Source organism: Bacillus sp. CH_48, from assembly GCF_038008465.1.
GTDB lineage: Bacteria > Bacillota > Bacilli > Bacillales > Bacillaceae_G > Bacillus_A > Bacillus_A thuringiensis_S.
Map to the genome: position 1 here is coordinate 2,991,782 of NZ_JBBOZF010000001.1, position 24,465 is coordinate 3,016,246.

Below are 24,465 nucleotides of genomic sequence, written 5' to 3' on the forward strand. Positions count from 1 at the left end.
TTTTTTATAGGAATTTTGTAGTTGTTTCATCATAGCGAATAGGATGGTGTGTTATATCCTGTTTTAATAGTTGCGTGCGTAACGGTTCTTGCATGATGGAGAAATATACAGAGTTTGCTTTTTTCTCTATATCTAAAGCGGCATGGTCAAATGTTTTTGTATGAGTAAGGATTGGAAGTTCGATTTTTTTCTTGTTTTTTGAAAGATAAGTTTGACCTTTTTGTGACATGCCTAACAGGCGGATATATGGTGCGTGTTGTTCTATATTTGCGCTACGTATTTCCTCTTTTGTTGTGTTTGTTAAAATGTGTGTACAAGCTCTTTGTAATCTAGTCCATGTATAACGTTTTGTTTTTAATGCTTCCATGAATGAATAGAAGGAGGAACTGTTTTGTATTTTTGATAAAATACGATGCTCTAAACCTTCTTCTATTTCATATATATGTCGTAAGTCCCCTGGAGACATCGTCATGAGTTTATATTTAAAAAATGAAAAGTATTGTTCCCAATTATGTAATATCCCGTAGTTTTGTTTGTAATTTGCTAAAAGCGAAGTGGTTGCCTGTGGGAGAAAAGGTTCAATTGTTGTAAATGATCCTTCTTCGCTAAAGAGTTGTTTTCGGATGCTTGTCGCGCTTGCAATATATTGGTCATTAAATGTTTCATCATGATAATGAGAGGCAAATCTTTGTATAGTTTGAGCTTGTATAGAACTATTCTGTGACAGAATTGCTTTCATATATTGGAAGCCTAAAATATTATTTGGTTGTGACATATCAATGTTGTTTTCGGATGTTAAAATGTGTGAGAAAGCATCTGATGTTGCTTTTGCATAACTATTACCAGCGTCCATGAATTGTTTTACAAGGCAGTTAAAAGTCTCTTCTTCGTTTTTTTGTACGGAGATGGTATTATAAAAGTTTTTGATTTGTCCATCCTCACTACCGAAACAAATTTCAGAAACACGTAGGGCATTTAAAATGGAAATAGCACCATTTGCGAAGGTTTCAGCCTTTTGTGTTGCAAAGACGTATGGAAGCTCTACAACAAGGTCTACGCCGTTTGTTAAGGCCGTTTTAGTGCGATACCATTTGGAAATGAGTGCGGGCTCACCACGCTGTAAAAAAGGACCACTCATAACGGCAATTATTATATCGGATTGTGTTAACTTTTTTGTCTGTTGCACATGATAAAGATGACCGTTATGAAAAGGGTTATATTCAACAACAATACCACCAGCTTTTATGGTAATCTCTCCTTTCGATGTAGCATCTTTTTGAAAAACGTGATACTCTATATATTATTTACTATGATGACTTCATTATAGTGTAAAGAAAAAACATTGACAAATATAAAATGGCTAGCTATAATTTTGTTTGTTGCCTTGAGGTGATATGATATGAAATGGTCCATCCATCAATTGAATAAATTGAGAAATAAAGGATTGACATTGGATGAGATGGTAGATGTAAGTGAGCTAAAAGAGGTCGAGAAAGATATTCGTGAAATTAATCCTGTGCATGTAATGGGAAGAGTTGATTTTGGCTCCGGTAAGTTTACGTTTCATCTACATATAACTGGAAGCATGGTTTTACCATGTTCTCGCTCTTTAGTAGATGTGACATTACCATTTGACATTAAAACAACTGAGGTGTTCCAAACTTCACAAGAAGAATTTGAAACTGAAGCTGAAATTCATTCTTTAGAAGGAGAAGTACTTGACTTACTGCCCGTAATCAAGGAAAATATACTTTTGGAGATTCCAATGCAAATTTTCAGTGATGATGTTTCTGGTGGAGCACCGACGCAAGGTCAAGACTGGCAAGTGATTTCGGAAGAAGACAAAGAAAAGACTGTTGATCCAAGATTGGCAGGACTTGCAAAGTTTTTTGACAAATAATCGGAAGACTGGTTCAGGCCTTCATATGAAAATAACTATTTCTTTTAAGGAGGTGGGAAGAATGGCTGTACCTTTTAGAAGAACTTCTAAAACAGTAAAAAGAAAGCGTCGTACGCATTTCAAATTATCAGTACCTGGTATGGTAGAGTGCCCAAGCTGTGGTGAAGCGAAATTAGCTCACCGTGTATGTAAAGCATGCGGTACTTACAAAGGTAAAGAAGTAATCAGCAAGTAATTGCGGGAAAATAAACGCAGAAGATATCTTCTGCGTTTATTTTTTTTGTCTTAATCTTTAGTTGTTGTATTCTATCTTTTCTAGTAACTGCATATGCTTAATAAAAAATGCATAGGGAGGACTAGAGAGATGGCGACAACAAGACAAGATGCTTGGACTGATGATGAAGATTTGCTTCTGGCAGAAGTAGTACTCCGGCATATTCGAGAAGGTGGAACACAACTTTCTGCCTTTAAGGAAGTGGGAAAAAATTTATCACGTACACCAGCAGCATGTGGATTTAGATGGAATTCTTACGTAAGAAAGCAATATAAAGAACGTATTGAGGAAGCAAAGCAACTTCGTAAAGTAGAAAATTATGAAGTGAAAGAGACGAAGGTGTTAGAACCTACGTCAATTACGTTGAATGATGTTATTGACTTCTTGCAAAATTATAAAGATGAAAACTCTTTAACGGTGTTGCAACAACAAGTTGAATCATTACAAACAGAAAGAGAGCGTCTTCTGGAGCGATTATCAGTATATGAGGAAGAGTATAGAACATTACTTGATTATATCGATCAAAAAAGAAGTGTAATGGTAGTGGAAAGAAACAACGCTCGCTCGAATGAAAAGTTAGAGAAGCTTAAGAAATAAAAAACAGCTGTTATACAGCTGTTTTTTTTATTTATTTATTAAGCCGATTCTTCGTTTGTAACCGCATTCAAATTTGTTTCTGGATGCCAAATATAAAAATCTCCATCAGTTACTGATACGGGGTTGAAACTTAATTTATCCCAAAAACCAGATGAATGAATACGCGCTATCGTTTTAATAGGAAATTGCATTTGTTTCGCATGATTTACAAGCATTTGCCCGAATCCTTGTTTTTGAAAAGTTGGTAATACTTCAAGTTTATAAAGTTCTAGGTAAGGACCTGTAATTTCGAATGGTTCTCCGCCGTTTCTTTTCATATATAGACTCATACGTGCAATTAGTGATCCGCCATAATAAATACCGTAAAATGGAGATTCACTGTCGTTTTCAATAATGTTTGCTTGCAATTCTTCCAGCATAGATAGTTCTTGGGCTCCGCACCCTTTAAATTTTTTAAATTCATCTAACGTTTTATAATTGATGAGCAAGCGCTCAACTTTTGGGAATCCCATTACATCACATCCTTTTCTTATCTCGTTGAATGCAGAAAAGTAAAAATATTTACAATAATAGTATAACTCATTTTTTTATTTTTATGAAGAAGATAGTATATTTCTTTTATTATTTTTTTGAGGATTTGCTAAACTAAGAGTATAAGTGTATTAATAGGCAGTATATACGTAGTGAAAAATGAGAGTGTATTTGTTTGGCAGAGGACAACGAAATTATAGGGCGTGCTCATGTACTTTAAAAAGATATAAAAAAAGGGGGGGCGGCAAGGGCGCTTAATGTGAATCCCTTGTGTGAAAATGAAAATTGGAATTGTCGGACCAGGTGCTATTGGTCTATTGTATACATTTTATTTACAAAAAAGTAACCAAAATGTTACGTTGTTTACAAGAACAGCTAAGCAGGCTGAAGAGTTAAATGAAACAGGTGTAACTTGTATTAGAGATAGAACATGTGAAACAGTATATCCATCTGTTTTACCGATAGAAAGTATGGTAGCGCAAAATTTAGATTATATATTTATTGCTGTGAAGCAATATCATATAGATGACATACTACCGTTTGTGGAAGGGGCAGCATCATTAATCTTTTTGCAAAACGGAATGTCACATCTTCAAAAGATGCTGAACATAGGGTGTGAAAATATAGCTGTTGGTATTGTAGAACATGGTGCGAAAAAAGAGGGAGGGCATATCGTTCATCATACTGGAGTTGGGGTAACGAAATTTGGAGTGGTTTGTGGTCAATCTATACATTTCGAAAGTGTATTCCATTCTTTTCCCGTGTCTTATTTTCCAGTTCAAATAGAAACGGATTGGAAAGAGATTATGCATAAAAAATTAGTGGTAAATGTATGTATCAATCCGTTGACGGCGTTATTGGGAGTTAAGAATGGTGAATTAACCAAGAATCGTTTTTTTTATCAAATGATGGAGCAAGTGTTTCAGGAGGTCGCCTTTCTTATTAGAGGAGAAAAAGAGATGGTATGGCAAATGGTACGCAATGTGTGTGAAGGAACGTCTCGTAATACATCCTCTATGCTAGCCGATGTAAGAGCGAATAGACAGACGGAAATTAATGCGATTGTTGGATATGTATTAGAAGAGGCTAAGAAACAGCAACGACCAGTTCCGACACTTCAATTTTTGTTCGATGCAATAAAAGGGTTAGAAACAAGAGTATAAGTGTTATTCTTTGCTTTTACGTGAAACATTGACTACAATGTGGATTGGTGAGAGAACTGGATACGAAAGGAAGAATTATATGGAGATAAAAGAAATCTCTGTTCCGCAACAAGGTGTTGTAGCGGACTATATGAACGGTAAAAAAGAGATACAGTCATGTTTTGATTATATGTTAACAGAAGATGCTTTTAAACAGCGTTTACATGATTTGCGTGAAAGGGAGTTTTTCCGCCAAGATGTAGTAGCGCATTTATTAGAATATAATACAAAATTACAAGCGGGAGAATCTACACTTCAAAATGTAAAAGCGCTTGGAGATGAAAATACATATGTTGTAATAGCTGGACAACAAGCGGGGTTATTAACTGGACCGCTTTATACAATTCATAAAGTTATTTCAATTTTAAAGCTTGCAAAGGAAAAAGAAGAAAGTTTAGGGGTGAAAGTTGTCCCTGTCTTCTGGATTGCGGGTGAAGACCATGATATGGATGAGATTAACCATACTTTTTTAGCGAAAAATAAAAAGATGAAAAAAACTATTTTTTATGATCGTAATCCGAAAAAGGCGAGTGCTTCTGAGTCTGAACTTTCTGTTGAAGATTGTAGAAATTGGATTGAAGAGATTTTTAAAACATATCCAGAAACAAATTTTACAAAGGATGTATTAAAATTTGTTGATGATGCTTTGGAAAAATCGAATACGTATGTAGATTTCTTTGCTCATCTTATTACGAAAATCTTTGCTAATTCTGGTTTAATCCTTGTTGATTCACATCATCCTGAATTAAGAAAGTTAGAAATTCCATTTTTTAAGCGAATTATAAGTAAGTATAAAGAGGTACAAGAGGGCCTTCGTAATCAGCAGGAAGTAATTAAAGAACTAGGATACAAACCGATTATTGAAACGAAGTCTCATGCAGTGCATATATTTATGGAAATAGATAATGAACGAGTATTGCTTGAAGAGCATCAAGGTAAGTTTGTTGGAAAGGATGGGGCGCATTCATTTTCATACGAAGAGTTGATTGAAGAGATGGAGAGAAATCCGGCACGTTTTAGTAATAATGTTGTAACACGTCCTCTTATGCAAGAGTATGTATTTCCTACGCTCGCATTTATTGGAGGTCCAGGGGAATTAGCTTATTGGAGTGAATTACAACAAGTATTCCATACTGTCGGTTTTCAAATGCCACCTGTCGTTCCTCGTCTTACAATTACTTATGTGGAGAGATGTATAGCGACAGATTTATTCGATCTGCAATTGAGAGAAAGTGATCCGTTTTTAAATGATGTCGATAAACTGCGTGAAAACTGGTTGTCTAATCAAATAGAGGAACCGATTGATAATCATTTTGAAAAGGCGAAAAAAGAAATTGCCGATATTCATACATCTTTACAGCAATTTGTAAAGAAAATAGAGCCGGGGTTAAGTGCGTTTGCAGGGAAAAACGAATTGAAAATTAATGAACAAATTGAACTGCTGGAAAGAATGTTGAAAAGAAATGTTGAGAAAAAGTATGAGGTTCAGCTAAATAAATTTCGCCGTATACAATTCGCACTTCGTCCATTAGGTGCGCCGCAAGAACGTGTGTGGAATGTATGTTATTATTTAAATCAGTTTGGTTTGGATTTCGTTGATCGTGTAATGGAAAACCCTTTTTCTTGGGACGGAAAACATCATGTTATAAAACTATAAAATCTTGCTCCTTGGAGCAGGATTTTATTTTTATTCCGTTGAATTTACTGTGAAGTGATTTTTTTCTGAATTATCAATCAAAAAAATAGATGTGATAATTGTGTTGGATACTTAAATATATGACAAAATAGCACAAAATGTAAACGTATTATTCGCTTTTTCGACAGTTTTTTATTTAAATTCCCGCAAAAGATGATAAAATTTAGTATATAATAAAAGAAAATAGCGATTTGTATAGTATGTTGCCTTTATTGGTAAGTTAAATGAGTCGTTCTTTCGTATTATTTCATTCTCTAAGCGTGAAAGATGTGTTTAGAGGAAGGGATACATTCAACATAATTAATTGGAAAAAGAGTAGGTGCAACAATGTTTAAACACGTAACAGTGCTTTTAAAGGAAACAGTAGACGGCTTAGATATAAAGCCAGATGGTACATATGTAGATTGTACACTGGGGGGAGGAGGACATAGTTCTTATTTATTATCCCAATTAACTGAAGGTGGAAAATTAATAGCGTTTGATCAAGATGAGATAGCGATTCAAAACGCGAAAGAAAAGTTCTCTTCATACGGTGAACAGTTTATAACAGTAAAGAGTAACTTCCGCTATTTAGCTGAAAAACTGCAGGAAATAGGTATAACAGAAGTAGACGGTATTTTATTTGATTTAGGTGTTTCATCCCCACAATTAGATACACCAGAGCGAGGCTTTAGTTATCATCATGATGCACCGTTAGATATGCGGATGGATCAAGATGCCCCATTAACAGCATATGATGTTGTAAATAGTTGGTCATATGAACAACTTGTAAGGATTTTCTTCCAATACGGTGAAGAGAAATTTTCAAAACAAATTGCAAGAAAAATTGAAGCTTATCGTGAGAATAAAGCTATTGAAACGACAGGAGAATTAGTAGAGCTAATTAAAGAAGGTATTCCGGCTCCTGCTCGTAGAACTGGTGGGCATCCTGCTAAGCGAGTGTTTCAGGCAATTCGTATAGCTGTAAATGATGAATTAAAAGTATTTGAAGAAGCATTGGAATCTGCTATTGAGATGGTTAAGCCAGGTGGAAGAGTTAGTGTTATAACATTCCATTCATTAGAAGATCGTATTTGTAAAACAACGTTTAAGCGAAATAGTACAACGCCACAATTGCCGCCAGGATTACCGATTATTCCTGATGAATTTAAGCCAAAATTAAAGCTTATTACAAGAAAACCGATTTTACCTTCTGATATAGAGCTAGAAGAAAATAATCGTGCGCGTTCTGCGAAGTTGAGAATCGCTGAAAAACGATAAAAGGGAGAGAGAGGTATGACTAATTTAGCTGTAAAGTACAAACAACAAGCGCAAGAAGAGGTGCAAATTCAAACGCCCCCACAGCAGATGGTTAAGCCGAAAGTTAAAGCGAAAATTACAAGAATCGAAAAACTGTTGTATGTAGCGTTTATTGGCTTTTTATTGTATGCCTGTGTCGCGTTTATTGGAAATAAAGCAGGCCTTTATCAAGTTAATGTAGAAGCAGCGACGATAGAAGAAAAAATTGTACAGCAGCAAAAAGAAAATCAAGAATTACAAGCTGAAGTAGAGAAGTTAAGTCGCTATGAACGAATCGCTGAAGTTGCAAAAAAACACGGGCTAGAAATTAATGCGAATAATGTGAAAGGCCTCAAATAAGGCAATAGGTGTGAAGGAACGATGAAGAAGAATATGACTAAATTTCATACCAATAAGGGAGCAGGTTATTTTATGATATTTTTCCTCCTGCTCTTTTTGCTGTTATTAGCCCGATTTTTTTACATACAATCAACAGGAACAGTTCATAATCAAGATTTAGATGCACTTGCTAAACAAAAGCATAGTAAAACAGGAGTTCTTGAAGCGAACAGAGGAACCATTTATGATCAAAACGGTCATGTGTTAGCGCAAGACGCAAACTCTTATAAAATAGTAGCCGCCCTAAAAGGTGCTAACTCTGTTGAGAATAAAGAAGATACTGCAAAGAAAATTGCAGGAGTACTTGGAAAAGGCGAAGAGGATATTTTAGCTTCTTTAAATAAGGAAGGTAGAAGTCAAGTCGAATTTGGAACGTTAGGTAAGGATTTGACGAAAGAAAAGAAGGAACAAATAGAAGCGTTGAAGTTGCCGGGAATATCTTTTATTACAGAAAATGCAAGGGTGTATCCAAACGGTGATTTCGCATCTTACGTTATAGGTCATGCAAAACCAAATGAGAATGGAACCTCGGTAGGTCAATTTGGCATAGAGAAAAGCTTGGATAAATATTTAAGTGCTTCTAACGGAGAAGTAGCATATACAGGTGACCGTAAAGGTGTGTCTCTTGATGGTGGAAAAGTTAATGTAAAGGCACCTAAAAATGGAGATAACGCGTATTTAACAATTGATCACCGTGTCCAAAGTTATTTAGAAGACGCGATGAAAGCAGCAAGTAAGCAATATGAACCAGAAAGTTTAATAGGGATTGTTGCAGATCCGAAAACTGGAAAAATATTAGCGACGTCTACTAAACCTAGTTATGACCCTAATGATCGTCAAATTAAATATTTCTTCAATGACGCAATTGCCAATGCATTTGAACCTGGATCAACAATGAAAATTTTCACGTTAGCGGCAGCTATTAATGAAGGTGTGTACAAAGGGCAAGATTATTATCAGTCCGGGACATATCAAGTCGGAAATAGGAAAATAAAAGATCATAACGGCGGTGCTGGTTGGGGCTCTATCACGTTTGATGAAGGGGTAGAACGTTCTTCAAACGTAGCGTTTGCAATTTTAGGAGATCAAAAACTTGGTCCAGAATGTTTCCGAAAATATATTCATAGTTTTGGATTAGATGAAAAAACGAACATTGATTTATCAGGTGAAGGATCGAATACAATTTTATTTGATCAGCAAATACAACAAGTGACAACAGCTTTTGGACAAGGTTCCACTGTAACACCAATTCAGCTTGTACAAGCTGCAACAGCTATTGCAAATGATGGGAAAATGATGAAACCTTATGCAATTGATAAAATTGTAGATCCGATAACAGGGAAAGTAAAATTAGAACATAAGCCAGAAGAAGTAGGAAAACCTGTTACAAAGGAAACAGCAGCGCAAGTAAGACAGTTATTAGAACGTGTTGTTACATCTCCGAAAGGTACAGGGACAGCTTATAAAATTGATGGATATTCAGTTGGTGGTAAAACAGGTACAGCGCAAATTCCGGATGGAAAAGGCGGCTATATGACAGGGAGACAGAATTATATATTCTCATTCTTAGGTATGGCACCAATGGACGACCCACAACTTGTTGTTTATGTAGCTGTAAAACAGCCGAAATTAAAAGATGATGAGAACGGTGCACAGCCTTTAGCTGATATTTTTAAATATGTAACAAAAAATAGTTTAGAGTATTTAAAGATTAAGCCAAATGAAGTGAAAGATCCGAAAAAACATCTGAAAGAGCAACAAACTACTGTTCCAGATGTAACTGGTAAAACGATGGCTGAAGCGGGGAAAGCAATTGATAAAGCAAAACTTCGTCCAATCGTATTAGGTGAAGGGAAAGTACAGCAACAAGTACCAAAAGCGACTGAACAAACATTGAAAGGCGACCGAGTCTTCTTGGTAGGAGATAAGCCTACAATGCCAAATATACAAGGATGGGCACTGCGTGATGTTATGAATTTAGCGAAGACATTACAGCTTAACTTGAAGCCTTCTGGTACAGGATACGTAACAGAACAAAGTGTGGCGGAAGGAACATTATTACAACCTGGTACAGAATTAGGTGTCACACTCGTACCGCCACTTGAACCACAACAAGAAGCAGAAAAGCCGTAATGGTAAAAGAGAAGAAGTTCTAATTAAATAAGTACAAGCATATATTGGAACAAGCTAGGCGTAAGGGAGGCTTGTTCCGATATGCGTGTATCAAATGTAACAGTTAGAAAACGACTTATTTTTATACTTATATCAGGTATACTTATCTTCACTATTATCGATATTCGTCTTGGATATGTGCAATTTTTTCTTGGGAATATGTTAACGGATCGTGCGAAAGATTCATGGAGTCGTAATATTACTTTTGAACCCGAACGTGGGAAAATTTTAGACCGAAATGGTGTGGAACTTGCCACGAATAAAAGTGCTCCAACTGTCTTTGTTGTACCGAGGCAAATTGAAAAACCAGCAGAGACTGCAGAGAAGTTAGCTGCAGTATTAGGTGTGGAAAAAGATGAGATTTATAAGAGGATTACAAAAAAAGAATCGATTGTAAGGTTAGATAAAGGCGGAAGGAAAATATCACATGACAAAGCGAAAGAGGTACGAGGCTTAAGTTTGAAGGGCGTGTATATCGCAGAGGATTCTATCCGGTACTACCCATTTGGGAATTTTTTATCACATGTATTAGGTTTTGCAGGTAGCGATAACCAAGGTCTTATGGGACTAGAAAAATATTATGATAAGGAGCTAAATGGGGACAAAGGTCATGTGCGTTTTTTTGCAGATGCGAAAGGACAAAGGATGCCTAATGTTGGTGATGATTTCAAAAAACCAGAAGCTGGTTTAAATTTAGGATTAACAATCGATGCGCGTATTACAAGGATTATGGAAAGAGAAATGAATATTGCGGAGTCAACTTATAATCCAGACGGTATGATTGCGATTGCAATGAATCCTAAAAATGGTGAAATTTTAGGTATGTCTAGTCGGCCGAGTTTTGATCCAGCGGATTTTCAAAGTGTCTCTCCAGAAGTGTATAACAGAAATCTACCTGTGTGGAGTACGTATGAGCCTGGTTCAACATTTAAGATCATTACATTAGCTGCAGCATTGAATGAAAATTTAGTAGACTTAGAGAAGGATACGTTTTATGATGATGGAGCAGCTGAAGTCGGTGGAGCTAGATTGAAATGCTGGAAAGCAGGAGGTCATGGCAGTCAAACGTTTTTAGAAGTCGTTCAAAACTCATGTAACCCGGGATTTATTGAACTTGGTGATCGCCTTGGTAAAGACCGATTATTTAAATACATTCGTAATTTTGGTTTTGGGCAGAAGACTGGAATTGACTTGCAAGGTGAAGGCAGTGGGATTTTATTTAATTTAGATAAAGTTGGTCCAGTAGAGCAAGCAACAACTTCATTCGGCCAAGGGGTTTCTGTTACACCAATTCAACAAGTAGCAGCTGTAGCGGCGGCTGTAAATGGTGGAACATTGTATCAGCCGTATATAGCTAAGGAGTTTATTGATCCAAAAAATAATCAAGTTGTTAGTAAAAAGACACCTGTTGAGAAAAGAAAAGTTATTTCCAAGGAAACTTCAGAAAAAGTTCGTTATGCATTAGAGAATGTTGTAGCGAAAGGTTCTGGTAAAGGAGCTTATATTGATGGATATCGTGTAGGTGGAAAAACGGGTACTGCTCAAAAGGTGAAAGATGGTAAATATTTAGAGAATAATTATATTGTATCTTTTATCGGATTTGCTCCAGCGGATGATCCAGAGATTGTTGTGTATGTTGCTGTGGATAATCCAAAAGGGGTTACACAGTTTGGTGGAGTGGTAGCAGCTCCAATTGTCGGGAATATCCTTCGAGATGCTCTTCCTGTTATGGGAGTGAAACCGAGAAAAGAACAAGTTGAGAAAGAATATAAATGGGGCGATACACCAACTGTGGAAGTTCCGAATTTAATTGGAATGAAAAAGAAAGACTTACAAACACAACTCGTCGATTTGCAGCTTGATATAAGTGGAGATGGAGAGAAAGTAATTAAGCAATCACCAGAAGCGGGAGCTAAAGTAAAAGAAGGCTCAAAAATTAGAATTTACTTCGGGAATTAAAGGTAACATAGTACGTTTTATGGTACAATTGGTGGAAGTGAGTTCTTTATAGAACAGTTACTTAATGTGAGACAATAAGTGTCTCATTCATAAATAGGCCAGTAGCACTTACCTCCTTATATAGGAGGTAATGTGTTGCTTACTGAAAAAAAGATAAATAAACAATGTAGAGAGGGTTTAGTGAAATGAAGTTGCATACACTTTTATCATGTTTGCATGATTTTCCAGTTGTTCCAAAAGAAAATCCAGAAATCACATCTATAGAAGCTGATTCACGTAAAGTGAAAGAAGGAAGCTTATTTGTATGTATGAAAGGATATACGGTTGATAGCCATGATTTTGCTAAGCAAGCAGCGGCACAAGGAGCGGCTGCTATTGTTGCGGAAAGACCAATTGATGTTGACGTTCCAGTTGTACTTGTGAAAAATACTTTTCGTTCGTTAGCGGTTTTAGCTGATTATTTTTATGGTCAACCGACACACAAGTTACATTTAATCGGAATTACAGGTACAAATGGAAAGACAACAACATCGCATATTATGGATGAGATTATGCGAGCACATGGTCATAAAACAGGGCTAATTGGGACGATTAATATGAAAATCGGTGATGAAACATTTGAGGTGAAAAATACAACACCAGATGCACTAACACTTCAACAGACGTTTTCAAAAATGGTTGAACAAGGTGTGGACAGCACGGTAATGGAAGTTTCGTCACATGCGTTAGATCTTGGTCGTGTACACGGATGTGATTACGATGTAGCGGTGTTTACGAATTTAACACAAGATCATTTAGATTATCATAAAACGATGGAAGAATATAAACATGCAAAAGGGTTACTATTTGCACAGCTTGGCAATAGTTATAATCATAATCGTGAAAAGTACGCTGTGCTGAATAGCGATGATAATGTAACAGAAGAGTATATGAGAAGTACTGCAGCAACAGTTGTAACATATGGTATTGATACAACAAGTGACATTATGGCAAAAAATATCGTTATGACGAGTGGTGGGACTACATTTACGCTTGTCACACCGTATGAAAGTGTAAATGTTACGATGAAATTAATAGGTAAATTCAATGTATATAACGTACTTGCAGCAACAGCAGCAGGACTTGTTTCGGGTGTGAAATTACAAACAATCATTGCTGTTATAAAAGAACTAGCTGGGGTTCCAGGACGTTTTGAAGTTGTTGATGGCGGACAAAATTATACAGTTATTGTTGATTACGCGCATACGCCGGATAGTTTAGAAAATGTATTAAAAACTGCAAAACAATTTGCAAAAGGTGATGTGTATTGTATCGTTGGTTGTGGCGGCGATAGGGATCGAACAAAGAGACCGATAATGGCAAGTGTTGCAACAAAATATGCAACTCATGCAATTTATACATCAGATAATCCAAGAAGTGAAGATCCAGCGGCTATTTTAGATGATATGGTACAGGGTGCAAGTGGGAATAATTATGAAGTGATTATTGATAGAAAAGAAGCGATACACCATGCGATCGCTAATGTGAAAGCAGATGATATCATTATTATTGCTGGTAAGGGTCATGAAACGTATCAAATTATTGGTAAAGAAGTTCATCATTTTGATGATCGTGAAGTTGCGAAAGAAGCAATTACAGGGCGTTTAAACAACGAAGAGTAACAACGTGAGAGGAGGACTACATGTGCTTGAGCAAGGTTTATTAGTAACGGCTGGGGTAGCATTCTTAATTTCTGTTGCCCTTTCGCCATTGTTTATTCCATTTTTAAGAAAATTAAAGTTCGGACAGAGTATTCGTGATGAGGGACCAAAGTCACATCAAAAAAAATCAGGGACACCGACAATGGGCGGTATTGTCATATATGTATCTATGATGGTCACTTCACTTATTATGGCGATTAAGTTTAATCATTTAGGTGCAGAGGTTTCGTTATTATTATTAGTGACATTTGGTTATGGATTGATTGGATTTTTAGATGACTACATAAAGGTAGTTAAGAAGAGAAATCTTGGTTTAACATCAAAACAAAAATTAGTAGGTCAGCTTGTTATTGCTATTGCGTTCTTTTTAATTGGAAAAGGGCAAGCATTTCACACATATATCATGATTCCAGGTACGGATGTTAAGTTTGAATTAGGTTGGGCGTATTTTGTACTTGTACTATTTATGCTAATCGGTGGCTCGAATGCGGTTAACTTAACTGATGGTTTAGATGGTTTATTATCAGGAACAGCGGCTATTGCATTTGGAGCATTTAGTATTATTGCAGTAGCACAAGAACAATTTGGAGTTGCGATATTCTGTATGGCAGTTGTCGGAGCAGTACTGGGATTTTTAGTATTCAACGCGAATCCAGCAAAAGTATTTATGGGGGATACAGGTTCCTTAGCTTTAGGTGGAGCTATCGCAGCTGTAGCAATTTTATTAAAACAAGAATTACTACTTGTAATTATTGGTGGAGTATTCGTAATGGAAACTTTATCTGTTATTATTCAAGTTATTTCGTTTAAAACAACAGGAAAACGTGTCTTTAAAATGAGTCCATTACACCACCATTATGAATTATGTGGTTGGTCAGAATGGCGCGTTGTTGTAACGTTTTGGTCTGTAGGATTTTTATTAGCTGTGTTAGGAATTTATATCGGGGTGTGGATGTAATTGAAAACTGTAACTGAATTTCAAAATAAAAATATTCTTGTATTAGGCATTGCAAAGAGTGGTTATGCAGCAGCTACTTTGTTGCAAAAATTAGGGGCGAATGTCATTGTAAATGACGGAAAGCCTTTAGCAGACAATGTACTTGCTGCAGAATTACAAGCAAAAGGAATGGACGTTGTATGCGGTGGCCATCCTTTAGAATTATTAGAGAGAAATATTTCTCTTGTCGTTAAAAATCCAGGAATCCCGTATTCTAATCCAATATTAGTTGCTGCGAAAGAAAAAGAAATTCCAATTGTTACGGAAGTTGAATTAGCATATCGTATTTCAAAAGCACCATTTGTTGGAATTACAGGGTCTAATGGTAAAACGACGACAACAATGCTGACATTTGAAATGTTAAAAGAAGGACAAAAGCATCCTGTTATTGCAGGGAATATAGGAACTGTAGCTTGTGAAGTAGCACAGGATGCAAAAGAAAATGAAGTTGTAGTTACAGAGCTTTCATCGTTCCAATTGATGGGAGTAGAATCGTTCCAACCTAAAATTGCAGCGTTCTTAAACTTATTTGAAGCCCACTTAGATTATCATGGGACGAAGAAGGAATATGGTTTAGCAAAAGCAAATGTTTTTAAAAACCAAACAGAAAACGATTATAGTGTAATAAATGCGGATGATGCAGATGTGATGGAGTTATCTGCGGATACTAAAGGTCAAAAAATCCTGTTTTCGACAACGAAAGAAATTGAAGATGGCGCGTGTATAAAAGATAACGCTCTTTATTTCAAAGGTGAAAAAGTTGTTGAAGTAAGTGATATCGTTTTACCTGGTCAACATAATCTAGAAAATATTTTAGCTGCGATGAGTATTGCGAAATTATTAGGTACTTCTAATGAAGCAATTACGGTCGTGTTAAAACGTTTTACTGGTGTAAAACATCGTTTAGAATATGTAACAACGATTAACAACCGTAAGTTTTATAATGATTCAAAAGCAACGAATATGTTAGCGACTGAGAAAGCACTATCTGCGTTTACACAACCGATTGTGTTACTAGCAGGTGGGCTTGATCGCGGAAATGAATTCGATGATTTAATTCCGTATTTCAAAAATGTAAAAGCGATTGTAACATTTGGACAAACAGCTCCCAAACTAGTAAGAGCGGCAGAAAAAGCGGGATTAGATATAATTGAAAGTGTCGATACTTTAGATGAAGCAGTGGTGAAAGCTTATGCTCATTCTAAAGAAGATGATGTTGTTCTTCTTTCTCCAGCGTGTGCAAGCTGGGATCAATTTAAAACATTTGAAGAAAGAGGAGACATTTTTATACAAGCTGTGCATAAACTTATATAAAGTAAATCAAAACATCAGTAGGCTAACACCTACTGATGTTTTGTTACATAGGGCAAAAGGTTCTGCCTAAAGAGGTGGTGTTTGTGGGTAATGAAGAAAACGCCTGATTTTATTCTCATCATCGTAACACTTTCATTGTTGACAATCGGAATGATTATGGTTTATAGTGCGAGTGCAGTTTGGGCCTCTTATAAAATGGGGGACTCATTCTTTTTTGCCAAAAGACAATTACTGTTTGCGGGTCTTGGTGTAGTAGCTATGTTTTTTATTATGAAAATTGATTATTGGGTGTGGCGTACGTATTCAAAAGTAATTTTGCTAGTTTGCTTCATTCTTCTTATTCTCGTTCTTATTCCTGGAGTAGGTCTTGTTCGAGGAGGAGCACGAAGTTGGATTGGGATCGGAGCATTTTCGATTCAACCGTCAGAATTTATGAAGTTTGCGATGATTATTTTCTTGGCAAAGTTTTTAGCGGAACGGCAAAAATTGATTACATCTTTTAAACGTGGTTTATTACCGGCTCTTAGTTTTGTGTTTCTTGCTTTTGGGATGATTATGTTACAGCCAGACCTTGGGACAGGAACGGTAATGGTTGGGACATGTATCATTATGATATTTATTTCGGGAGCGAGGGTCTTTCACTTTGCGATGTTTGGTTTGCTTGGTGTAGCAGGGTTTGTAGGGTTAATCGCATCAGCACCGTATCGAATGAAGCGCATTACATCATATTTAGACCCGTGGGCAGATCCGCTTGGAAGTGGATTTCAAATTATCCAATCATTACTCGCAATTGGACCCGGTGGATTATTTGGACTTGGGCTTGGACAAAGTAGACAAAAATTTCTTTATTTACCTGAACCACAAACTGACTTTATATTTGCAATCTTATCCGAGGAATTAGGTTTTATTGGTGGGTCATTTGTGTTATTATTATTTAGTCTATTATTATGGCGCGGGATTCGTATCGCATTAGGAGCGCCAGATTTATATGGTACGTTTTTAGCAGTAGGTATTGTGGCGATGATTGCGATTCAAGTAATGATTAATGTTGGTGTTGTAACAGGACTGATGCCTGTTACGGGTATTACCTTGCCGTTTTTAAGTTATGGTGGATCAAGTTTGACATTAATGTTAATGGCAGTAGGTGTATTATTAAATATAAGTCGCCATTCTCGCTACTAAACCCTGTTTATAAGACAGGGTTTTTCGTATGTGTGTAAAAATGCAATATGTATATAGAAATAAATATAATGGAAATAAGAAAAGAGAAGCGGAGGAGTTAGTAGTGCGTGTATTAGTGAGTGGTGGGGGTACTGGTGGTCATATTTATCCAGCTCTTGCTTTAATTAGAGAAATAAAAAAGTTAAATCCAGAAGCAAGATTTTTATATATTGGTACGGAAAATGGACTAGAGAGTACAATCGTTCCAAAAGCAGGTATACCATTTCAATCTATTGTTATAAGTGGATTTAAACGAAAAATATCATTAGATAATGTGAAAACAGTAATGCGTTTTCTAAAAGGTGTACAGGATAGTAAACGATATATTCGTCGTTTTAATCCGGATATCGTAATTGGAACGGGTGGATATGTATGTGGACCAGTTGTATACGCTGCAGCCAAATTAGGTATTCCGACTATTGTACATGAACAAAATAGTGTACCAGGTGTAACGAACAAATTTTTAAGTCGTTATGTTGATAAAGTTGCTGTTTGTTTTGAAGCAGCTACAGAGCATTTTCCAGAGTCAAAAGTGGTAATGACAGGTAATCCGCGAGCATCAGAGGTAATGGATCAAAATGGAATGAAAGGGAAACGTTCAGTTGGGCTTTCTCTTCCTAAAAAGTCTGTACTTATATTTGGTGGAAGTCGTGGGGCTAGACCGATTAACGATGCCTTCGTTGAAGCAATTGAACAGTTTGGGAACAAAAGCTACGAAATACTATATGTAACAGGTGAAGTACATTATGACAAAGTGATGGAAGCCGTGAAGCAAAAAGGGAACCCGAACAATGTTATTATTAAGCCGTTCATTCATAATATGCCAGAGGTACTAACTGGTGTAGACCTTGTTGTTTCAAGGGCTGGGGCAACAACACTTGCAGAATTAACAGCGTTAGGAAAACCAAGTGTGTTAATACCGAGTCCGTACGTAACAAATAATCATCAGGAAAAGAATGCACGTTCAGTTGTTGATAAAGGAGCGGCAAAAATGTTACTTGAAAAAGATTTAACAGCTGAAACACTTATTCGTGATATTGATGAGATTTTATTGGATGCACAAACATTACAAAATATGAAGCTAGCTGCTAAGAAACTAGGTATTCCAGATGCAGCAAATAAGCTGTATGAAGTAATGAATAAGCTTGTAAAAAAATAAAGTGAGGCTTTAATCAGTGGGGAGTGATTCTCTCTCGTTGATTATTACCTTTCACTAATCGGATGTTTACTGGCATCCCGATACCGCCTAACTTCTTTGTTACCGCCGAATTTTGATTTAGGAGCTGTACTGCCCGTAAATAGAGGGATAACGTTAGGTGAACGCCCTGCATATTATTGTCATAAGGAGACTTAATATGGGGGAGATTGTCTATGGAACAATTAGTAAATGAGCTTATAGAAGCAGACGTTGGTCGTGTTTTAGTTAACGAGTCGTTAGCGCGTTATACAACTATGAAAATAGGTGGACCAGCGGATATTTTAATTGTGCCTAAGCATGTAGCCGGTATTGAAAAAACATTACAGTTAGTAAAGCAATACAAAACGAAGTGGACTGTAATTGGGCGCGGTTCAAACCTTCTTGTATCTGATCAAGGCATAGAAGGTGTTGTTATTCGTTTAGGAGAAGGATTAGATCACTTAGAGGTCGAAAAACATAAGGTAAGAGTTGGTAGTGGATATTCTCTTATTAAATTGTCAACTTTACTTAGTCGTCAAGGGTTAGCTGGATTGGAGTTTGCAAGCGGTATTCCAGGAAGTGTCGGTGGTGCAGTATATATGAATGCAGGTGCACATAAATCGGATATATCGAGTGTATTATCGAAGGCTCTCATTCTGTTTGAAGACGGTACAATTGACTGGTTAACGAATAAAGAACTGGAGTTTTCTTATCGGGCATCTGTATTGCAAACGAAACGGCCTGGTATTGTTTTAGAGGCGGAGTTTCAATTACAGGCGGGAAAACGTGAAGAAATTGTACGTAGCATGCAAAATAATAAAGATTACCGCCGTGAAACGCAACCATGGAATCACCCGTGTGCAGGAAGTATATTTCGGAATCCAATCCCACATTTTGCAGGCGATTTAGTAGAAAAAGCAGGGCTTCGTGGTTATAGGATTGGTGGAGCTCAAATTTCTCAAATGCATGGCAATTTTATTGTTAATACCGGGGGAGCTTCAGCGCAAGATGTATTGTCCTTAATTGAATTAATAAAACATACAATTAAGGATAAATTTGATGTAGATATGCACACAGAAGTAGAAATCATTGGAAGATAACGGTTATTCGTTCCGCTCATTATCATTTATGTTATAATAAGAAGATAAGAACGGCATGAGGAACATGCCGTTCTTTATGTTACATAGGGGGATCGTACATGAATAATAGTAAAGTGATTAAACTACAAGATCGTGTACCAAAATTGAAAAATCAAAAGAAAAAAAACAAAAAAAATGTTAATCATCGATTGATTTTATACATATCAATTTTATTTTTATTAGTGCTCTTTTTAATTTATTTTCGGTCTCCGCTTAGTAATATAAAAAAGATTAGTGTGTTTGGAAATCATTATATGACGGATGAGCAAGTAATGAAGGATTCAGGCGTGACATATGATACAAGTTATTTCCGAGTGACAGCACATAAAGCTGAAGAAAACTTAACGAAGCGAAAAGAAATTAAAGCAGTAAAGGTAAAAAAACGTTTTCCAAACAAGATTGATGTTCATATTGAAGAATATTTAACGATTGGTTATATAAATAAAGAGGGAAAATTACAACCGTTATTAGAGAATGGAAAAACACTTGATGTACTACCTAATGGAAAACTTCCTGTTGCAGCACCGATTTTCGAACCTTTTAAAGAAGAGAAAATGAAGGAGTTAATCGCTGAACTAGAAAAATTAACACCAGCTATTTTAAAATCTATTTCGGAGATTCGCTATTCTCCAACGAATGCGAATGAAGATCATCTTACTTTATATATGAATGAAGGTTATGAAGTGAGCACTACGATTCAAAATTTCGCAAAACGTATGGAAGCCTATCCGCTTATTTTAAAAACAATTGAACCAGGTAAGAAGGTATTAATTGATTTAGAAGTAGGTGCATATACGAAAGAATTAGGTGCGGGAGAAAAAAAAGAATAGAATGGTAGTTTTCGTTGCTTATAGCAGAAAAAACAAAACAAACGTTCTATTATATGCATACGAATTTAGAAGAATGGTTCATTTGATGAAAAATATGTAAAAATTCTTAGATTCATACTAGTATTGGTACAAGTTTCACTTTTCTATGAGTACATCTTAGTGTAGACTTATACTTGGCGGTAAACTTTACACTCGAAATAGAATTATTTCAAGATAAGCAGTTATTCATAGTTTACTGCGATATTCTTAATTGAATGCTAAATAAAAATAAGAAAAATATAGGGTTAAAAAAGGGAAACGTATAAAGACGTTGAATATTTTTCTTATAAATAGTAAAGTTGCGATTGTTGTTCCATATATTGAGTTGTATGGTATAAATAAAGAAGGAGGTGCCAAAGAATGAACAGCAATGAAATATATGTTAGTCTTGACATCGGTACATCCAATGTTAAAGTCATCATTGGTGAAATGGTTAATGACAGCTTAAACATTATTGGTGTTGGAAATGTAAAATCAAATGGTTTAAAGAAGGGATCGATAGTTGATATAGACGAGACTGTTCGATCAATTAAAAAAGCAATTGAACAAGCTGAGCGTATGGTGGGAATCCACATTGAGCAAGTTGTAGTAGGTGTCAATGCAAACCAGGTACAGCTACTTCCTTGTCACGGAGTAGTCGCTGTTTCAAATGAAGATCGTGAAATCGGGAATGAAGATGTCTTACGCGTTCTAGATGCAGCACAAGTTGTGTCAATTGCTCCAGAACGTGAGTTTATTGATGTGGTACCTCGACAGTTCATCGTAGACGGTCTTGACGAGATTAACGATCCACGCGGGATGATCGGTGTAAGATTAGAAATGGAAGGCACACTTATTACAGGCTCGAGAACTTTACTACATAACCTACTTCGTTGTGTAGAAAAAGCAGGTCTTGAAATTGTTGATATTTGTCTTCAACCTTTAGCGGCTGCAACAGTTGCTATATCTTCAGATGAAAAAAATAGAGGAGTAGCCCTTGTTGATATGGGGGGAGGATCTACAACTTTATCTATTTTTAAAGACGGAGAGTTACAAGCGACGAGCGTATTACCATTAGGTGGAGACCATATAACGAAGGATATTGCAATTGGGTTGAAAACTTCAACAGAAAATGCAGATCAAATTAAGTTGAAATATGGACATGCTTTTTATGATACAGCATCTGAAGAAGAGATGTTTACGGTTCCTATTATGGGAAGTGATCAAACAGAACAATATTCTCAGTTGGAATTATCGGATATAATAGAGGCTCGTGTAGAGGAAATTTTAATGTTTGTTCAAGATGAAGTGCGTAAGTTAGGAGTAAAGCAAGTGGCTTCTGGTTATGTACTAACTGGCGGAATTGCTTCTATGCCAGGTGTTCTTGATCTTGCATATGATATTTTACATGAAAATGTTCGTGTAGCAACTCCTGATTATATTGGTGTGCGTGAGCCCCAATATACAAGCGGAGTTGGATTAATTAAACATTCTTATCAAAAAGCTAAATTACGTGGGAAAAATGTGCAGGAAAAGCAAGAGCATTTTGAAACAGTACCAGCACCAGCACCAACGCCGGTACAACAGCAACCTGCGAAACAAAAAACTCGTAATCAAAACAATAATAATCAAAATGATGACCGTATGATGTCAAAAGTAAAACGTGTATTCCGTTATTTATGGGATTAAAATTGGACACGAAAAATGAGGTTCTAGGGGGATTTCGACATGTTAGAGTTTGATACTACTCAAGATCAATTAGCGAATATAAAAGTTATCGGTGTCGGCGGTGGCGGAAACAATGCTGTAAACCGTATGATTGAACACGGTGTACAAGGTGTAGACTTTATCGCTGTGAACACTGATGCACAAGCATTAAATCTATCAAAAGCTGAAACAAAAATGCAAATTGGTGGAAAATTAACGCGTGGACTTGGTGCAGGCGCAAACCCTGAAGTAGGGAAAAAAGCTGCAGAAGAAAGTAAAGAACAGATCCAAGAAGCACTTCGTGGTGCGGATATGGTCTTCGTAACTGCTGGTATGGGCGGTGGAACTGGAACTGGTGCAGCTCCAGTTGTTGCTCAAGTTGCAAAAGAATTAGGTGCTTTAACAGTTGGTGTTGTAACACGTCCATTTACTTTTGAAGGACGTAAACGTGCAACGCAAGCAGCATCTGGTATTGCAGCATTTAAAGAAAATGTAGATACTCTTATTGTAATTCCAAACGATCGCTTATTAGAGATCGTTGATAAAAATACGCCAATGTTAGAAGCATTCCGTGAAGCTGATAACGTATTACGTCAAGGTGTTCAAGGTATTTCGGATTTAATTGCAACGCCAGGTTTAATTAATTTAGACTTTGCAGACGTAAAGACAATTATGTCTAATAGAGGTTCTGCTTTAATGGGTATTGGTTCTGGTAACGGGGAAAATCGTGCTGCAGAAGCTGCGAAAAAAGCGATTTCTAGTCCATTACTAGAAACATCTATTGATGGAGCTCAAGGTGTTATCATGAATATTACGGGTGGCGCTAACTTAAGTTTATATGAAGTACAAGAAGCGGCAGATATCGTAGCCTCAGCTTCAGATCCAGAAGTAAATATGATCTTCGGTTCTGTTATTAACGAAGGATTAAAAGATGATATCGTTGTAACTGTAATTGCAACTGGTTTTGATGATAGCATTGCAACTCAACCACCAAAACCAATTATTCGTCCGAATGCGAACCACACGCAACAACAGCAACAACCAGTAGCTCAACCTTCAAAACAACGTGAAGTAAAACGTGAAATGAAGCGTGAAGAGCCAGTTGTACATGAACGTCATTCAGATTCAGATGATATCGATATTCCAGCATTTTTACGTAACCGTCGTAGACGATAAAAAAAGGAGCTTTCATGCTCCTTTTTTGTTTTTTAAATGGAAAAGACCTGCTAAGCAGGTCTTTTTTTATTTCGTATATTTCAATATATTTTGTTGGTGAAAATAAGAGTATATCATTCTATGAATTTGTACTTTTATTCTTTACCGACAGATTATGTCTAGAAATCACAAAATAACAAAAAAACACCTCCGCAAATTGACACACTTTCCTATTGGATATGCATTATACTAGTCTCAACTTGAAAAAAGAGGTGAATTGTTTGGTTGTTTACGCCGACGTTGTTTGGTTGTTAAACGCCTGCATTGATTTTCTTTTGCTTTTATTAACAGCTACCGTGTTAAAAAAGAAAATCAAAAGATGGAGGCTTGTGTTAGGGGCATTTATAGGTTCAACTATTGTTATTTTTGCCTTTACTCCTTTTGCTTCTATGATGACACATCCAATTATGAAACTACTGTACTCGTTACTTATTGTGTATACAGCATTTGGGTTTACAACATTTAGAAATTATGCACAGACTGTTTTTACTTTTTACTTTGTAACCTTTATGGTTGGCGGAGGATTAATTGGAACTCATTTCTTTTTGCAAACGAATGAAATGGTAAATGGATTGGTTCAATCTCAGTCAATTTCTTACGGCGATCCAATTAGTTGGTTATTTGTTATTTTTGGTTTTCCGGTAATTTATTATTTTTCTAAAAAGCGTATTGAAAGCGTAGAGGTCACGAAAATACACTATGACCAAATTGTGAAAGTAAAAATTCAATTGGCCGAAGAAGAACTAGAACTGGCAGGTCTTATTGACAGTGGGAACCAACTTTACGATCCATTAACAAAAACACCCGTTATGATTATGCATGTTTCATCATTAGAACATTGCTTACCATCTTGGTTAACAGAACAAATTTATTCCAAAACAGAAATTCCTCAAATACCAGAAAATGATTCTGGTTGGGCGACAAAATTACGTTTAATTCCTTTCCGTGCAGTAGGAGTAGAAAGTCAATTTTTGTGGGCAATTAAGCCTGACAGTGTGCAAGTTGATCATGAAGGTAGTTCTATTGTTGTAAACAAAGTATTAATTGGATTAAATACACAACAACTGTCTACAAATGGGGAGTATCAATGTATTGTGCATCCAAAAATGTTGATTTCACAAAAAATGGTGATCGCTTAA

The 24,465-nt window shown here is 36.3% G+C and carries 21 protein-coding genes; 19 read left to right on the forward strand and 2 right to left on the reverse strand.

The window, feature by feature from the left end:
* Positions 1-4: 4 nt before the first annotated feature.
* The gene (locus tag N2V92_RS15250; RefSeq protein ID WP_016077293.1) at positions 5-1,186 is read right to left on the reverse strand and encodes a nucleotidyltransferase; all 1,182 of its coding nucleotides are present in this window, start codon (positions 1,184-1,186) and stop codon (positions 5-7) included.
* Positions 1,187-1,399: 213 nt separating this feature from the next.
* Between N2V92_RS15250 and N2V92_RS15255 the strand changes: the two genes are divergently transcribed.
* The 3 genes from N2V92_RS15255 (at position 1,400) to N2V92_RS15265 (ending at position 2,771) form a co-directional block, all read left to right on the forward strand.
* Complete coding sequence (locus tag N2V92_RS15255) at positions 1,400-1,900, forward strand: YceD family protein (RefSeq protein ID WP_000872137.1); 501 nt, start codon at positions 1,400-1,402, stop codon at positions 1,898-1,900.
* Between the two features lie 61 nt (positions 1,901-1,961).
* Positions 1,962-2,135, forward strand: coding sequence for a 50S ribosomal protein L32 (rpmF, locus tag N2V92_RS15260; RefSeq protein WP_001984764.1), 174 nt, complete (start codon positions 1,962-1,964; stop codon positions 2,133-2,135).
* A 129-nt stretch (positions 2,136-2,264) separates the two neighbouring features.
* Positions 2,265-2,771 (forward strand): RsfA family transcriptional regulator, encoded by a 507-nt coding sequence (locus N2V92_RS15265; protein WP_000246470.1) that lies wholly within the window; start codon positions 2,265-2,267, stop codon positions 2,769-2,771.
* Positions 2,772-2,809: 38 nt separating this feature from the next.
* Here N2V92_RS15265 and N2V92_RS15270 read toward each other — a convergent pair whose 3' ends face one another.
* Positions 2,810-3,283 carry an N-acetyltransferase gene (locus N2V92_RS15270; RefSeq protein WP_000506698.1) on the reverse strand — a complete coding sequence of 158 codons (474 nt, stop codon included), beginning with the start codon at positions 3,281-3,283 and terminating at the stop codon, positions 2,810-2,812.
* Positions 3,284-3,580: 297 nt separating this feature from the next.
* Between N2V92_RS15270 and panE the strand changes: the two genes are divergently transcribed.
* From panE to spoIIGA, 16 genes are all read left to right on the forward strand, one after another.
* Positions 3,581-4,465, forward strand: coding sequence for a 2-dehydropantoate 2-reductase (panE, locus tag N2V92_RS15275; RefSeq protein WP_002082267.1), 885 nt, complete (start codon positions 3,581-3,583; stop codon positions 4,463-4,465).
* A gap of 79 nt (positions 4,466-4,544) precedes the next feature.
* Positions 4,545-6,161 (forward strand): bacillithiol biosynthesis cysteine-adding enzyme BshC, encoded by a 1,617-nt coding sequence (gene bshC / locus N2V92_RS15280; protein WP_000403044.1) that lies wholly within the window; start codon positions 4,545-4,547, stop codon positions 6,159-6,161.
* Between the two features lie 366 nt (positions 6,162-6,527).
* Positions 6,528-7,460, forward strand: coding sequence for a 16S rRNA (cytosine(1402)-N(4))-methyltransferase RsmH (gene rsmH, locus N2V92_RS15285; RefSeq protein ID WP_000472508.1), 933 nt, complete (start codon positions 6,528-6,530; stop codon positions 7,458-7,460).
* 15 nt (positions 7,461-7,475) lie between these two features.
* The gene (gene ftsL / locus N2V92_RS15290; protein ID WP_000182806.1) at positions 7,476-7,838 is read left to right on the forward strand and encodes a cell division protein FtsL; all 363 of its coding nucleotides are present in this window, start codon (positions 7,476-7,478) and stop codon (positions 7,836-7,838) included.
* Positions 7,839-7,859: 21 nt separating this feature from the next.
* Complete coding sequence (locus tag N2V92_RS15295) at positions 7,860-10,010, forward strand: penicillin-binding protein (protein ID WP_080117628.1); 2,151 nt, start codon at positions 7,860-7,862, stop codon at positions 10,008-10,010.
* 81 nt (positions 10,011-10,091) lie between these two features.
* Entirely contained in the window at positions 10,092-12,008 is a 1,917-nt protein-coding gene (locus tag N2V92_RS15300) for a stage V sporulation protein D (protein WP_001266235.1), read from the forward strand.
* Between the two features lie 185 nt (positions 12,009-12,193).
* Positions 12,194-13,669, forward strand: coding sequence for a UDP-N-acetylmuramoyl-L-alanyl-D-glutamate--2,6-diaminopimelate ligase (murE, locus tag N2V92_RS15305; protein WP_000766291.1), 1,476 nt, complete (start codon positions 12,194-12,196; stop codon positions 13,667-13,669).
* Between the two features lie 22 nt (positions 13,670-13,691).
* Positions 13,692-14,666 carry a phospho-N-acetylmuramoyl-pentapeptide-transferase gene (mraY, locus tag N2V92_RS15310; protein WP_000893058.1) on the forward strand — a complete coding sequence of 325 codons (975 nt, stop codon included), beginning with the start codon at positions 13,692-13,694 and terminating at the stop codon, positions 14,664-14,666.
* Complete coding sequence (murD, locus tag N2V92_RS15315; RefSeq protein WP_000860096.1) at positions 14,667-16,019, forward strand: UDP-N-acetylmuramoyl-L-alanine--D-glutamate ligase; 1,353 nt, start codon at positions 14,667-14,669, stop codon at positions 16,017-16,019.
* 90 nt (positions 16,020-16,109) lie between these two features.
* On the forward strand, positions 16,110-17,201 hold the full coding sequence (spoVE, locus tag N2V92_RS15320) for a stage V sporulation protein E (RefSeq protein ID WP_000753521.1): 1,092 nt from the start codon (positions 16,110-16,112) through the stop codon (positions 17,199-17,201).
* A 103-nt stretch (positions 17,202-17,304) separates the two neighbouring features.
* Positions 17,305-18,399: an undecaprenyldiphospho-muramoylpentapeptide beta-N-acetylglucosaminyltransferase gene (murG, locus tag N2V92_RS15325; protein ID WP_014894899.1), complete on the forward strand. Its 1,095-nt coding sequence runs from the start codon at positions 17,305-17,307 to the stop codon at positions 18,397-18,399.
* 212 nt (positions 18,400-18,611) lie between these two features.
* Complete coding sequence (gene murB / locus N2V92_RS15330; RefSeq protein ID WP_000437030.1) at positions 18,612-19,517, forward strand: UDP-N-acetylmuramate dehydrogenase; 906 nt, start codon at positions 18,612-18,614, stop codon at positions 19,515-19,517.
* 98 nt (positions 19,518-19,615) lie between these two features.
* Complete coding sequence (gene divIB, locus N2V92_RS15335; protein WP_042595573.1) at positions 19,616-20,386, forward strand: cell division protein DivIB; 771 nt, start codon at positions 19,616-19,618, stop codon at positions 20,384-20,386.
* A 399-nt stretch (positions 20,387-20,785) separates the two neighbouring features.
* Positions 20,786-22,093 (forward strand): cell division protein FtsA, encoded by a 1,308-nt coding sequence (gene ftsA / locus N2V92_RS15340; RefSeq protein ID WP_001087559.1) that lies wholly within the window; start codon positions 20,786-20,788, stop codon positions 22,091-22,093.
* 39 nt (positions 22,094-22,132) lie between these two features.
* Positions 22,133-23,287, forward strand: a complete 1,155-nt coding sequence (gene ftsZ / locus N2V92_RS15345) for a cell division protein FtsZ (protein WP_000888984.1) — start codon at positions 22,133-22,135, stop codon at positions 23,285-23,287.
* Positions 23,288-23,547: 260 nt separating this feature from the next.
* On the forward strand, positions 23,548-24,465 hold the full coding sequence (spoIIGA, locus tag N2V92_RS15350) for a sigma-E processing peptidase SpoIIGA (protein WP_000261975.1): 918 nt from the start codon (positions 23,548-23,550) through the stop codon (positions 24,463-24,465).